Origin of the sequence: Acinetobacter sp. ESBL14, from assembly GCF_036668815.1 — a bacterium.
In the GTDB taxonomy this organism is placed as follows: domain Bacteria; phylum Pseudomonadota; class Gammaproteobacteria; order Pseudomonadales; family Moraxellaceae; genus Acinetobacter; species Acinetobacter gyllenbergii.
This window is the reverse complement of the sequence record NZ_JAZEVS010000002.1, coordinates 517,220-531,119: the sequence shown is the minus strand read 5'-3', so window position 1 is coordinate 531,119 and position 13,900 is coordinate 517,220. Positions and strand designations below refer to the sequence as shown.

The 13,900-nt window shown below is 41.8% G+C and carries 12 protein-coding genes and 1 tRNA gene; 8 read left to right on the top strand and 5 right to left on the bottom strand.

Annotation, left to right across the window (positions count from 1 at the left end):
* The first annotated feature begins 97 nt into the window (after positions 1–97).
* Both lgt and V6E90_RS10725 read left to right on the top strand, forming a co-directional pair.
* Positions 98–910 carry a prolipoprotein diacylglyceryl transferase gene (gene lgt, locus V6E90_RS10730; RefSeq protein ID WP_016541531.1) on the top strand — a complete coding sequence of 271 codons (813 nt, stop codon included), beginning with the start codon at positions 98–100 and terminating at the stop codon, positions 908–910.
* Positions 911–1,015: 105 nt separating this feature from the next.
* The gene (locus V6E90_RS10725; RefSeq protein WP_016541532.1) at positions 1,016–1,390 is read left to right on the top strand and encodes a hypothetical protein; all 375 of its coding nucleotides are present in this window, start codon (positions 1,016–1,018) and stop codon (positions 1,388–1,390) included.
* Here V6E90_RS10725 and wrbA read toward each other — a convergent pair.
* Entirely contained in the window at positions 1,387–1,986 is a 600-nt protein-coding gene (gene wrbA, locus V6E90_RS10720) for an NAD(P)H:quinone oxidoreductase (protein ID WP_332605295.1), read from the bottom strand. The two genes, V6E90_RS10725 and wrbA, sit on opposite strands and share 4 nt — an antisense overlap.
* 113 nt (positions 1,987–2,099) lie before the next feature.
* Here wrbA and V6E90_RS10715 point away from each other — a divergent pair, with 113 nt between their 5' ends.
* Positions 2,100–3,350 (top strand): YihY family inner membrane protein, encoded by a 1,251-nt coding sequence (locus V6E90_RS10715; RefSeq protein ID WP_016541534.1) that lies wholly within the window; start codon positions 2,100–2,102, stop codon positions 3,348–3,350.
* Between the two features lie 28 nt (positions 3,351–3,378).
* On the opposite strand, the gene V6E90_RS10710 is transcribed toward V6E90_RS10715, so the two are convergent.
* Positions 3,379–4,284, bottom strand: a complete 906-nt coding sequence (locus tag V6E90_RS10710) for a DMT family transporter (protein ID WP_332605294.1) — start codon at positions 4,282–4,284, stop codon at positions 3,379–3,381.
* A 107-nt stretch (positions 4,285–4,391) separates the two neighbouring features.
* Here V6E90_RS10710 and V6E90_RS10705 point away from each other — a divergent pair, with 107 nt between their 5' ends.
* Positions 4,392–5,192, top strand: a complete 801-nt coding sequence (locus tag V6E90_RS10705) for an AraC family transcriptional regulator (protein ID WP_016541536.1) — start codon at positions 4,392–4,394, stop codon at positions 5,190–5,192.
* Positions 5,193–5,299: 107 nt separating this feature from the next.
* On the opposite strand, the gene V6E90_RS10700 is transcribed toward V6E90_RS10705, so the two are convergent.
* On the bottom strand, positions 5,300–5,941 hold the full coding sequence (locus V6E90_RS10700; RefSeq protein WP_016541537.1) for a fumarylacetoacetate hydrolase family protein: 642 nt from the start codon (positions 5,939–5,941) through the stop codon (positions 5,300–5,302).
* 33 nt (positions 5,942–5,974) lie between these two features.
* Positions 5,975–6,472 (bottom strand): YcxB family protein, encoded by a 498-nt coding sequence (locus tag V6E90_RS10695; RefSeq protein WP_023271287.1) that lies wholly within the window; start codon positions 6,470–6,472, stop codon positions 5,975–5,977.
* Between the two features lie 168 nt (positions 6,473–6,640).
* Between V6E90_RS10695 and V6E90_RS10690 the strand changes: the two genes are divergently transcribed.
* Both V6E90_RS10690 and V6E90_RS10685 read left to right on the top strand, forming a co-directional pair.
* Positions 6,641–7,423 (top strand): hypothetical protein, encoded by a 783-nt coding sequence (locus V6E90_RS10690; RefSeq protein WP_316249698.1) that lies wholly within the window; start codon positions 6,641–6,643, stop codon positions 7,421–7,423.
* Positions 7,424–7,579: 156 nt separating this feature from the next.
* A complete protein-coding gene (locus V6E90_RS10685) occupies positions 7,580–8,878 on the top strand; it encodes an SRPBCC family protein (protein ID WP_332605293.1) in 1,299 nt (432 codons plus the stop codon).
* Positions 8,879–8,920: 42 nt separating this feature from the next.
* Here the strand turns inward: V6E90_RS10685 and V6E90_RS10680 are convergent.
* Positions 8,921–8,997: transfer RNA gene (locus tag V6E90_RS10680), tRNA-Arg, on the bottom strand.
* A gap of 692 nt (positions 8,998–9,689) precedes the next feature.
* Here V6E90_RS10680 and V6E90_RS10675 point away from each other — a divergent pair.
* On the top strand, positions 9,690–12,230 hold the full coding sequence (locus tag V6E90_RS10675; protein WP_332605292.1) for a hypothetical protein: 2,541 nt from the start codon (positions 9,690–9,692) through the stop codon (positions 12,228–12,230).
* Positions 12,231–12,594: 364 nt separating this feature from the next.
* Complete coding sequence (locus V6E90_RS10670) at positions 12,595–13,704, top strand: porin (protein WP_278493561.1); 1,110 nt, start codon at positions 12,595–12,597, stop codon at positions 13,702–13,704.
* Positions 13,705–13,900 lie beyond the last annotated feature (196 nt).

The following is a 13,900-nucleotide window of genomic DNA, read 5'->3' as shown; positions in this document are numbered from 1 at the left end:
CCCACGTTTTGGGACATTGATCTTTCACATTGAATGTACAACATTTTTCACATCATTCCGCTACAATCTGCTCAAAATATAAAATTGAGGAGCAGCGATGCTGACCTATCCAAATATTGATCCAGTTGCGCTGAGCTTAGGACCAGTCAAAGTGCACTGGTACGGGCTGATGTATCTTCTGGCTTTTCTATGTGCATGGGGTTTAGCATCGTATCGCGCTAAACAACGTGATGGCTGGACAGGCGACATGGTGTCAGATCTGGTCTTCTACGGCGCATTGGGTGTGGTACTCGGTGGCCGCGTCGGCTATGTGTTGTTCTATGAATTTGGTAAATTTTTAGAAAATCCATTATGGCTGTTCCAAGTCTGGACCGGCGGCATGAGCTTCCATGGCGGCTTCCTCGGTGTCATCATTGCGATGCTATTTTGGTGTAAAAAATACCAAAAAACATGGTTCCAAACCTTGGACTTTATTGCACCCTGCGTACCAACAGGCTTAATGTTTGGCCGCTTTGGTAACTTTATTGGGGGGGAACTATATGGCCGCCCAGTTCAAGATCCAAGCTACCCATTTGGCATGATTTTCCCAACCGATCCATTGGGTCTGGTGCGCCATCCGTCACAAATCTATCAAGCTCTCTGTGAAGGTTTGATTCTATTTATCGTGCTCTGGTGGTTCAGTTCTAAGCCTCGCCCACGTATGGCCGTTTCAGCCTTATTCTTGGTCGGCTATGGAGTTGCACGCTTCTTTATGGAATTCTTCCGCGAACCCGATGCAGACCAAGGCTACATCTTATTTGGCTGGATGACCAAAGGTCAGATTCTTAGCTTCCCAATGATTATTATTGGTCTGTGGATGATCTGGTACGCTTACCGTAAGAACATCTATGACTGGCAGTTAAAGAAATAATAAAAAAGGGAGCGAATGCTCCCTTTTTTAGGCCGATGATTTAAGCTATTTATCAATCATTCAGAAACAGCGTATATTGATACTATCCCGCGTAGGAGAGCATCAATGCAGCAACAACGTCAGTATCTCACCCACTTTAAAGTGCAGGAACTGGTGCTTTGCCTCTCTCCCTTACAGTTCAATCAGCAGTTGGTCAGCCAAATCGAAAAATTACTTGGACTCAGTTTCCTCAACGACAATGAGCCGCATCGGGTGTGTTTCGCCAACCAAAATATCGAATTACAAGATGCGTATAAACAGGTGTTTAGCCCAGTTGATCTACTGGATTATCTCTATGCAAGTTTAATCGCAGACCAACAAAGTGCAGAAAAAATACAGCTAGATCATCCAGCCTTAGCGCCAATTCCCTACCCAACGGACAATCTTACTTTCTGGAAAATGGTCGCAACGGGGCGGCAATATCGACTTTCGCTGAGTTAAAACTTTCCAACCAATGCTTTCACCACTTCACCTAAACGCTTGCCTTGTGCTTCACACAAGATTTTTTCATCTTGACTTAAGCTTTGATCATGACGTGGTCCGCTGACATGACTGGCGCCATATGGCGTTCCACCCGTTTTGGTATTTGATAAAGCAGGGATTGAGTTTGCTAAGCCCATAATCATCATACCGTGATGAAACAATGGCGGTAGCATGCTCAATAAAGTGCTTTCCTGCCCACCATGCATCGAACCAGAAGAAGTAAACACACAAGCAGGCTTATTATGCAAAGCACCATTCAGCCATAGACTAGTGGTTTGATCCCAAAAGTACTTCATCTCACTGGCCATATTGCCAAAACGCGTTGGCGAACCCAAGGCCAAACCCGAACAATGGCTGAGATCTTCTAAAGTGCAATAAATGTCACCATCGGCTGGAATACTCTCTGCCGCTTCGGTCACTACGGTGGTTAAATTCGGTACGGTTCGAATGCGCGCCGTCACACCCGCTGCTTCAATTCCATCGGCAATCAGATGCGCCATTTGCTTGGTTGAACCATATTTACTGTAATAAAGAACAAGAACGTAAGGTTGCATCACTTTCAAGAATTTTGTTAAAAAGGACACTATACGACATTTTTTACTTTTTGAGCTGTAGTAAATCCTGTGATTCCACTGGATTTTTATTAAAAATAACTAGGATAGAACCCATGATCTTAAATCGTTATCTAAAAAAACTGCCCTTTTTAGAGAAAACATGGTTTCAATTTATTGTGTTTGTGTTACGACGTTTTGAAGCGGATCGCTGTCGGGAACAAGCAGGAGGTTTGACCTATACCACCCTGTTTGCAGTGGTACCGATGCTGACTGTTTTTTTAGTGATTATCTCTTCGATTAAAGCTTTAGAACCAGCTCGACAACAGTTACAACAATTGATTTATAGCAATTTTTTGCCGAAAAGCACCATTGCCTTTGATAAAGCCTTAAATGCCTTTACCGAAAAATCCAGTAACCTGACCATCATTGGTGTACTGTTCCTGTTTGTCACCACGGTACTGATGCTGACTTCGATTGAGAATGTATTTAATCGGATTTGGCGAGTAAAAGAGACACGCACAGGTTTAGTCGGATTTATGCGTTATTGGACCATTATTTCCTTAGGACCTATTGTTCTGGGCAGTGCCTTTGTCCTATCTTCGACCGTCGCCTCTATCAATGTACTCAGTAATAACTTTGCGGGTTATCAACTCGATGGCTCTTTTATTCTGTGGCTGATCTCATTTCTATTGACCATTGTCGGCTTCTTTATTTTATATTGGACCATACCCAACCGTATTGTCCCCGTCCTTTCAGCACTGATTGCGGCCTGCTTTAGTGCCACCATCTTTGAAGTGTTAAAACGTTTTTTTGGTTGGGTGATGAGCAATTTCACCAGCTATGAAATCGTCTATGGTGCTTTCGCTGCGGTGCCAATTTTCCTGCTATGGATTTATTTATCTTGGAACATCATCTTATTGGGTGTCGAGATCAGTTACGCTCTGACCGCATTTCATTCGGGTAAAGAACAAAAGCGCCATCCGATTCTGATGTTATTAGATATACTGGAACTGTTTTATAAGAAACAACAAATCGGTCAAAGTGTCAGTGAAAAAGAGCTGTTAAATATTATTGGTCGTGGTGAATTGGGTCGTTTACCTGCCTATATCATTCAATTAGAACAGCAAAATCTGATTATGCGAACCGATAAAGATGAATATGTCTTGGTCCGCAATCTGTCTCAGGTGGATTTTTGGAGCTTCTTCACCGCCCTACCTTATCCACTGCCATTACGTCCCGATGTAGAGCACATCCATCAAGATGATGAATGGATGGAACGGCTTGGTCCTTCCTTGGTTGAGAGTAATGATTATTTAGCCGCCAAACTGTCGATTCCACTATCCACACTGTTTGAACAGAAGTAAGCAAAAAGGTCTCTTAGGAGGCCTTTTTTTATTTCCTTAACCAACCTTGCAAACTCACCACCACAATGCCGAGCAAAACCAAAGTAGAACCAATGATGAAATTTAGCTCAATTTTTTCGCCTAATAACCAGACACCGAAAGCCATTCCAAACAGTGGTGTGAGGAAGGAAAATACTCCCAAACGAGAAGCCAAATAGTTCCGTAACAACCAAAACCATGCCAAAAAACTGGCAAAAGAAACCACCAAGGTATGGAAGGCCAGACTGCCTATCACCAATGGGCTAAAGTGAATCGTCGCTTGCCCCAAAACAAGCGCCACGCCAAACAACAATACAAAACTACCTGCCAATTGATAAAACAGCGTTTGAGTCACCGCCGCTTGTGCCAGTGACGATAAACGGACGGTAATGGTGGTCGCCGCCCAAGCAATCCCTCCAGCCAAAGCCAGTAAGTCACCCCACAACATCTGTTGATCCGCAATCGATGCACTTGAATTTGCACGTAAAAAAGTCACCACGATCCCTAAAAATGCAATCCCAATACCTGCCCATTGCAACAGACTGAGACGCTCCGAAGGAAGCTTCCAATGTAAGCCCAAGGCGACAAAAATCGGTGCGGTATACAGCAGCACCACGGCATGCGAAGCAGAGGTCAGCTGTAAGGCCTGTGCCAATAAAAAGAATTCCAAAGAAAATAGCAAGGCAACCAGGGCACCCGCTTTTAAATTCTGGCGATTGAAGAGTTGACTGCTTTTATCCAGATACAACAAGGGCAATAACAACACTGCAGCCAGTCCTGAACGCAACGCGATCTGCATTAAGGGAGAAATGTCAGGCGCTGCCATTTTTAAAATGACTTGTTGCAGTCCCCAAATCATACACAATACGATCATCAGACCCGATGCAGTTGCATCTAATGCTTTACGCTCATCCATTTCGCGTTCCTGATTTTATGGCTTGAGCATCAATATAAGGCTGTCGTATTTTCATGATATAGTGAAAATACGACAATAGATGCGTGTTTTCAGGCAATTCTCATGTTATGAAAAAATCAGCTCAAAGGATTCAAGATTTTCAGGCCATCCCGACCTACAATGATATTCCTGCCCCCTTATGGCTACAGATTCGAGATGCACCTGCGGAGACTTTTTATCCAAATCATGCTCATGCGTGGGGTGAATTTATCTATGCCTTCGATGGCGTTTTAGAAGTTAATATTGAGCAAATTCATTATTTAACTCCGCCACCTTATGGGATCTGGTTACCACCGAATTTACAGCATAGTGGCATCAATCGTAACGAGGTCACCCATTGCACCTTGTACGTGCATGAATCACTCTGCCAAAACATGCCGCAACAGGCAGGTATCTTATTGTCTGCACCCTTAGTTTCTGCACTGCTTGAACATATCCGCAAACATCCCTTTGCTGAACAGGATCCAGAGTATTTACGCTTGCTGCAAGTTTTGCTCGACTCACTGACCCATGCCGAACTTGTCGGGAGTTATTTACCCACAACACAACATCCCGCGCTAGCGAAAATATTGACCCATTTACATGAATTCCCTGCGGATAACAGTACCTTGGAACAGCTTGCACAAATGATCAATATGACTGAACGCACCCTTGCCCGTTATAGCCAAAAAGAATTGGGAATGTCTTTGCACGAATGGCGCCAACGTCTTAAAGTCATGAAAGCGATGTCGATGTTAAATCAGGGTAAGACCATTGAAAATATTGCTTTGGACTTAGGTTATGCCAGTTCATCAGCTTTTATTTATATGTTTAAACGCTGGATGCACTTCACCCCAGACCAGTTTCGTAAGCTGTATCAAGGCAGTTAAGTTTGCGATCAACACCTTAACGAAGATTGGACTCAACAGAAAATCATAATTTTCAGATATAAAAAATGGCGCTACTCTTTAGAACAGCACCATCCTTTTATTTCAACTTAGGCTTTGACGAACGTATCCCAATCATATTCGCCTGACTGGGTAATCAATTTCATAGTCAATTGATCATTGGCACGTAATGCCCCCACGCCTGCGGGGGTGCCTGTCATAATCACATCACCAGCTTCTAGGCTAAAGGATTGATTAATTTCAACCAATAAAGTGCCGATATCAAAAATCATATCTTTGCTAAAACCATGCTGACGGTCTACCCCATTGATATTCAAAATCAGCTCTAGCTCTTGTAAGTCACCAATTTCGTCTGCTTCAATCCAGTCTGCCAAAATACAGGCACCATCAAAGGCTTTGGCACGTTCCCACGGTTCACCCTTAGATTTTAAATCGCTCTGTAAATCACGTAGGGTCAAATCCAGACCTAAAGTGATGGCACCAATGGCTTCTAGGGCTTTGGCAGGATCGGTTTCTTGAGATAATGGATGGGCGATTTGCAAACAAATTTCGCATTCATAATGACACTCACCCAAAGCCTGATTCCAGCTCACACCTTGCGCTAAAGAGCCAATACTGCTCGGTGGCTTAATAAATAGCAGTGCGCGGTCAGGAATGGCATTGCCCAATTCCTTGGCATGTTCCGCATAATTTCGGCCGACACACACAATTTTTGAAGGACGTGTACTCATGAAAACTCCTTGTTCTTTCAACCGTCGATAAATTTACTTTTTAAAACTATGTTCAAACTTTGTTTGATCTGCTGAATCGCTAAATGCACGTTTAGGCACGATCACCACGGTATGACTTTTTAGCTCCAACATGTAGGTCAACTTGCCAACCGCAAATGATTGGACTTCGGCATATTGTGCACTTTGTTTTTTGCCTGCGGCATACAATTCAAAATGATCTTGGTAAAGATCAATGCCCTGCTCACTTTTGCCAAATTGATAGCGTACAAATTGGCGCTTAAACAACATCGGTAATAACCAGTAGCGCATGACCGCTTGCATCACCAGAAAAAAAGCACCCAGTGCAACGTAATAACGTCCAACACCAGAAAAGCCTAAATAAATTCCCCACAAAATAATCGCAATGCTGATCACAGGAGTTAAAAAGCGGCTAAAGGTTTTTTTGCCAAAAGTAACCAAAGCAAAACCATCTTGTGATTCTTCTAAATTCAAATAATAGCGCACCGATACACTTGGACGTTGTTCAGACATTTTTGATTTCTAACATTTGAAAAAAAACTGACCTATTAGAACATAAATGATTTAATGGGAAATCACATTTATCGCGATTTAATACAAAATTTAAATGTGATGTTTTTCTCTTTTGGGCTCGCCCTTTTATATCAATTTAATTTTATCGATGAATTTAACAGTATGAAAATGATGAAGATGCCACAACAGTTTAGATCTTTGCTGCTTCTTTTAGGTCTTTTGATCACACTCAGCGCCTGTAGCCAACAATCCTTTCTCGAAAAGATTGTACCGCCCCAAGAAAAAGCTTTTGCCGAGGATATGTTTAATCAACTCAGCAACAAAAACTATGCCGCTGTTGAGAAATATCTTAGTCCGGAACTGCAAGATGAATCCACCCAGAGTACTTTGATCCAAATGGCGGGCTTATTTCCGGCTGAACCCGTTAAAAATATCAAGTTAATTGCAGCCAATAAAAGCTTATTTAAAGATGTCGTCACTTATGACTTAACCTTTGAATATGAATTTGCAGATCAGTGGCTGATGAATAAAATCGTACTCAGTAAACAGGCAGATCAAATCCGTATTATTGGCATTCATGTTCAACCGATTGAGCATTCTGTCCAAGCCCTGCATGGCTTTACATTTGCAGGAAAAAGTCTACTGCATTATGTCGTGTTTATCCTTGCCATTGTGATTCCATTGTTTTGTATTTATGCCTTTATCTTGTGTGTCAGAACCCCGATGGCAAAGAGAAAATGGGTATGGTTAATTTTTATTTGCTTTGGCTTTATGCAATTTTCACTCAATTGGACCGATGGCAGCTATGCTTTTCAAATGCTGAGCTTCTTGGTCTTAGGTGCGGGTTACTTCCAGCAAACCGTTTACAGTCCAATTATTTTGCAAATTGCACTGCCTCTGGGCGCCATCTTGTTTGTTTATCGCCGTAAAAGCTTAATGGCTGAACAATAAACTTTGCCTAGACCCGCTTCGGACAACGACTTAAGCGGGTTTTACACAATGCGACTATTTTTTATGCATAAAAAATTTTATTAATAAGCAGTATTGATCGCTCATGCGCGTATCAAGTCATTAGATGAAATCACGGATAAAAATCAAAGGAATGTGATGGCTTATTTAAATGGTCTAATCTTGCCCTGTCTTTTATTAGGACTCACACAAAGCTGTTTTGCCAAAATATTGCCTTGGACAGACAATATTCCAAGTGCCTTACAACCTTTTCAAAATAATCCTCAACTGTTGGCCAGTTATACCCAAAACAATATTTTTATTTATGGTCATCCTGCGACCAAAACAGCCGTACCCACACTGAAAAGTAATCCTCAGCCCAGTGTCAGTTTTAACTCAGCCGCAATCATTGTCCCCGTCAATGCCCAACAAGTGTCCAAAACACTGACCGATTTCAGCCACTATGTCGGATTATTCCCAACCCTCAAATCGGCGAAAACATTAGAGCAGTCTGGCAACATTGTTCAAATGAAATATCGAGTCTCGATTCCAACCCCAATTCCCGTACTTAACTTTAATGAAGACGTTACGCTGCAACATCAGATTAAGCCGAATAGTATTGCCAGTTTGGTGATTGATGCGCCAATTCCCTACGGCGTCGGTAAATTTGAATGGTACGCCTTGGACGATCACCGCACCTTAATCACGTTGACCCAATGGGGCGATTTGAATCAACCCAAAGGATTTATTGTTAAGAAAATTCTCAATGCCATTCCTGAAGTAAAACTCGGAATTCCAAGTAGTAGCAATGCGTTTATTTTAGAATCCTTAAGAACCCGTTTTATTCAGTCTAACCTGGCTCCCCTGAATGCAGGCCAAATACCGAATTCGCAGTTGAATGCAGCACAACTGAATAAAGTCACACAATTGATTCAATCTGCTCAGCAACCTGTCAGTATTCTGCATGCGCCGACCAGTATGCTGTATACCCATGGCCGAGAATCCATGCGGTTTACCACCACCTACCAATTTTATAAACAACCGACCCAGCCCTTGCAGAAATGGCTCAGTCCATCGGCCTATCAAGAGCTGTTTCCTCGACAAATTAAAAAAGTGGTGACCACTCCCATCCAAAATCAGGCACAGGATGCGGATATTCAAGTCAATGTCGGTCTGGGTGTTATCAATATTCCCTTTGCCTTTAAATTGCGCTTTAACTATCCGCAACTGGCTGAAAATAATTTTTATGCCAATGGTGGAGATTTGCGTTTTATTAAGGGAAAAATGCAGTTGAGTTCACTGAATCAAGGCACCTTATTGAGCATGACCAGCGCGATGAAAATTGATGAGAAAGCCCCATTCTTGTTAAGAGCCATGCGCAGTCTGCCTTATCATGATGTACTCCCCGCCGTTGGGGGTAATGCTGTGTTTGTACAAAAAATCAAAGCAAAAATATAAGACGTAAAAAAACCGCATTTAAGCGGTTTTCTTTGTTCAAATTGGTGCGCTCAGAGAGATTCGAACTCCCGACCCCTTAGTTCGTAGCCAAGTGCTCTATCCAGCTGAGCTATGAGCGCATATTTGATGGAGCGCATTATACGCACTTCTCCTCAAATGATAAGCCTTTTTTCACAAGATTGCACTCAACTGGCTATAGATTCGGCATTTCGCTGTTATTTGCACAAAATACACCCATAACCACCTTAAAACGCTCCTTCACGCTCTCATTTCATCAAAATCACTTCACCTCTCCCTTTATAATATTCCTCGGATTGGTAAGTTTTTTTAAATAACCCACCAATAACAGCCGAAATACGATAACTTTTGATGGGTGTTAATTTTAAAAAATGAATTAAGAAAAAATTTAAAATATTGATCTTTATTAATTAAATATCATTAAAAATTCTTGGAAATATTTTTTTGCAAAGCAGTAACAAATCTTAAAACTTTCTTATTTCGATACCCGTTTTAAGCTCAAATATGGCTTTAATTGTCTGATAAAACAGGCTAAATAAACTAAAAGCAAAATCACCCTTGTTTTTCAAATAAAATACAATTGTAAATTTAATTAAAACAAATAAGTCATAAATATATTAAAATTCAATATCTTAAACTCATATTTAACAATCTTTTTTTAAACGGTTACAGATTGACAAAACAATTGTCACATATAACACTAAATACGATTAATGTGACTTTAATCACAAAAAAATCATAGCCATTTAATAATTACTCAAAACAACACAACTTTAAAAATATAGGTATCGTTATGCTTTTCAAAACTCTTTTATCACCCATTAAAAGTATTACTTCTAGTTTAGTTGATAGTAATACCTCAACATCACACGTTGGCGGTTCAATCCTAGCACCCCTCTCCTTATCCACAATTACAAATACTGTGACCCATACGGTCAGCAATATCACAAGCGGATCAGCCAGTAATCCCGTCAGTGCAGTGACAGGGATTTTAGGAAACGTAACAGGCAGTGCCAGCCCACTTTCAACAGTTACAAATATCATTGGTGGTGTTACTGGCGGGACAAGTGGAAATCCACTTGGAGCTGTAACTGGTATTATCGGAGGAATTACAGGTGGTACTGATGGCGGCCCTCTTGGGTCAGTAACAGGCATCATCGGTGGAATTACAGGAGGGACCAATGGTGGTCCTCTGGGTGCTGTTACTGGAATTATTGACGGCATCACAGGTGGAGCTGAAGGCGGCCCTCTTGGTGCCGTTACTGGAATTATTGGCGGCATCACAGGTGGAGCTGAAGGCGGTCCGCTTGGTGCCGTAACAGGTATCATTGGTGGTATTACAGGTGGAGATCTTGGCAATAATCCAGTCACAGGTGTGATTCAGGGCGGCATCGATGTCCTTCAAGGATTGGAGAGTTTAAAAACCGATATCATCAATACAGGCATTGATACTGTTGCAAGTACGATTATCGGTGCAGTTCACCAGTCTGAACATCCTATTGGGGACTTAGCCAATCTCGGTACCCTCACTTTTGAAACCTCTCGCGATACCGTTAACGGTACACTTGAAGCAATTTCTGACTTAGCAGGTGCTGATATCGGTGGTGCCGCAGGTTCGCTGACCGGTGTTGTCGGCACACTGATTAATAATGGTTCAACCGCTTCTGGTCTGGTTCAGCATATTGCTGGCGATCTGACTGATGTGGGTGGCATTATCGGTGGTATCACTGGTGGTATTGGTGGCGGCGAAGGCGGTCCTCTGGGTGCAATTACTGGCATCATCGGTGGCATCACTGGCGGTATCGGCGGTGGTGAAGGTGGCCCGCTTGGTGCGATCACTGGCATCATCGGTGGAATCACTGGCGGTATCGGCGGTGGCGAAGGCGGTCCGCTTGGTGCAATCACTGGCATCATTGGTGGGATTACGGGCGGCGATCTGGGCAATAACCCTGTTACAGGAGTCATCCAAACGGGTATCGATGTGCTTCAAGGTGTTGAAAGCCTGAAAACCGATATTATCAACACAGGTATTACTACGGTAGGTGGTGCAATTAGCAGCGTGCTTCCGGGTGTTCATCCTGTTACAGACCTTACCAACCTTGGTACCCTCACTTTTGAAACCTCTCGCGATACCGTTAACGGTACACTTGAGGCAATTTCTGACTTAGCAGGTGCCGACATTGGTGGTGCCGCAGGTTCACTGACTGGTGTTGTCGGCACACTGATTAATAATGGTTCAACCGCTTCTGGTCTGGTTCAGCATATTGCTGGCGATCTGACTGATGTGGGTGGCATTATCGGTGGTGTAACTGGTGGTATCGGCGGTGGTGAAGGCGGTCCGCTTGGTGCGATCACGGGTATCATTGGTGGAATCACTGGCGGTATTGGCGGTGGCGGTCCTCTGGGTGCAATCACAGATATCATTGGTGGGATTACTCTGAGCAATAACCCTGTTACAAGTGTGATTCAAACAGGAATTGATGTGCTTCAAGGTGTTGAAAGCCTGAAAACCGATATTATCAACACAGGTATTACTACGGTAGGTGGTGCAATTAGCAGCGTACTTCCAAACGTGCATCCAATCACTGATTTGACTAATCTTGGTACCCTCACCTTTGAAACTTCTCGTGATACCGTTAACGGCACACTTGAAGCAATTTCTGACCTAGCAGGTGCTGATATCGGTGGCGCTGCAGGTTCTCTGACTGGTGTTGTCGGCACACTGATTAATAATGGTTCAACCGCTTCAGATCTGGTTCAGCATATTGCAGGCGATCTGGCTGATGTCGGTAGCACCCTTGGTGCTATTACTGGTGAAGGCAGTCTTTTAGGTACAATCGTTGGCGGTATTACAGGTGGAATTGGTGGCGGCGAAGGTGGCCCTCTTGGTGCGATCACAGGTATTATCGGTGGTATCACAGGTGGTATCGGTGGCGGCGAAGGTGGCCTAAGTGTGATTACAGATATTCTTGGAACCATTAGCAATGGTGTGAACAGTGGAGATGTTCTTGCTGGAATCGCACAACCTATACAAACCGTTATCAGCAATGGCAATATCGCGGTGGATACCTTACAAGATCATGTCAGCAGTTTATTCAACGATGCTTCACTAGATAGTATCAATAACCTAATCAGTGTCAGTGTTGGCAATGGAGATTACAGTCTTCATGGCAGCGTAGATGGAATTTTAGATGCGCTCACAGGCACAGTCACTTCTGGTATTGCAGTCGGTGAACCAAATCCAAATGGCGGCTCTTTAACAGATCTCGTGTCTCTGCAAGCTCCTCTCAACAACCTGACAGATCAACTCTTCAGTTCCGTGAATCATTTCTAAATAGATCGATTCAAAAAGCCGCTGATATCAGCGGCTTTTTATTTTTAAAACATTTATGAATTCTATTTTTCAGTTAAATTTAGTACTTATATTTTTTCAACCCAACACATTATGTTTATAATTACGGCACAAAATGTTTATTAATTTAAAAATAAAAATTACTTAAAGCCATAGATTTAAATATTTATAAAATTATAAAAATACTAATCAAAACAACATAAGACAATTAAATACCAAAAACCACAAAAACTAAATAAAATCCCCCAAGAGCCTTTTAAATTAGGCTCGATTACCCCCTTAAACCTCAAGTAAAAAGAGACAGGGATGAATTACGCATAATTTTTAATTTGTTAGGATGACATCAATGAAAATTAATTTTTTTATCGCCAGTATACTTTGCATGGCAACCAGTTCAGCATTTTCATCACCTAAATTCTATGGTGAGATTGATACCAGTATCGATTATATTCCCGAAAAAAATGCGAATTCTGCTGACCGTGATACCTGGAAAATGAATAGCAATAGTTCATTTCTTGGGATTAAAGGTGAGGAAAAATTAACCAGCCGCTTAAGTGCACTCTATTTAATCGAATGGGCATTTAATGCCGATGGAGATGGAACGGACTGGTCTCATCGAGATCGATATATTGGCTTAAAAGATGAAAAATTTGGTACGTTGAAAGTGGGTAAAAATAATTCTCCTTTAAAAAAAATGTCGAGTGCTGTAGATAGTTTTAATAATTATATGCGCAACACTGCCGATGTGAGAGGTATTATGCCTGGTGAAAATCGGATCAATAATTCCGTGGTTTATGATTCACCCAAAATCACAGTCAGTGATGAAGCCAATCTTGCGTTCAGTGTTTTACTTGCGACAGGAGAGGCCCAAGGCATTGCCAGTAGTCAAGGAGGCGTTACTGTAGACGGCAATGGTTTAGGTGATGCATGGTCAACCTCCCTAACCTATACCAGTCCAATGTTTTTAGCTGGAATTGCCTACGACAAAGCAATTCCAAGCAACTTCCTAGGTCGTGGTTTCTTGAATGCTGCTGATCCTCATATTGATATTAATCGTGTATTTGCTGCTGCAAATACGATTCGTCTAACAAGCCTAATTAAACCCATCGAAGGAATGGCATTAAAAGCATTGATACAAACATCAGAGGTTGAAGAAGCCAGTGGTAATCAAGCAGGCGCAGCTAATATTGATCAATCAGTAGGTTGGCTCCTAGGTGCTGAGTATCGGTTGTCAAACGATTCGAAATGGAATGTAAAAGCCCAATATAGCCAGAATTCAACCCGTTTTAAAAATGACGATGCAAACTATGATGCTAAACAAATTATGACAGGAGTTGATTATCTATTTAACAAACAAGTCAAGGCATATGGATACACAGCTTATGCAACCTTCAAACAGGCAAATTTAGAAGATAAGCAACCTGTAATTGGGACTGGTTTAGAGTTTAAATTTTAGAACAAAAATATAATCCTTCCAACAAGCCTAAAGCCCATAAACTTTAGGCTTTTTTACATCCACAAAAAAATTATTTATCAAATAACGAGTACTAAAAACCTAAAATATCAAACACAGCGTCCTATATTGATAAATAAAAAATTAACATTTTTTAATTTAATCAATAAAAACAGTATTTATTTCAAAAATAAATTAT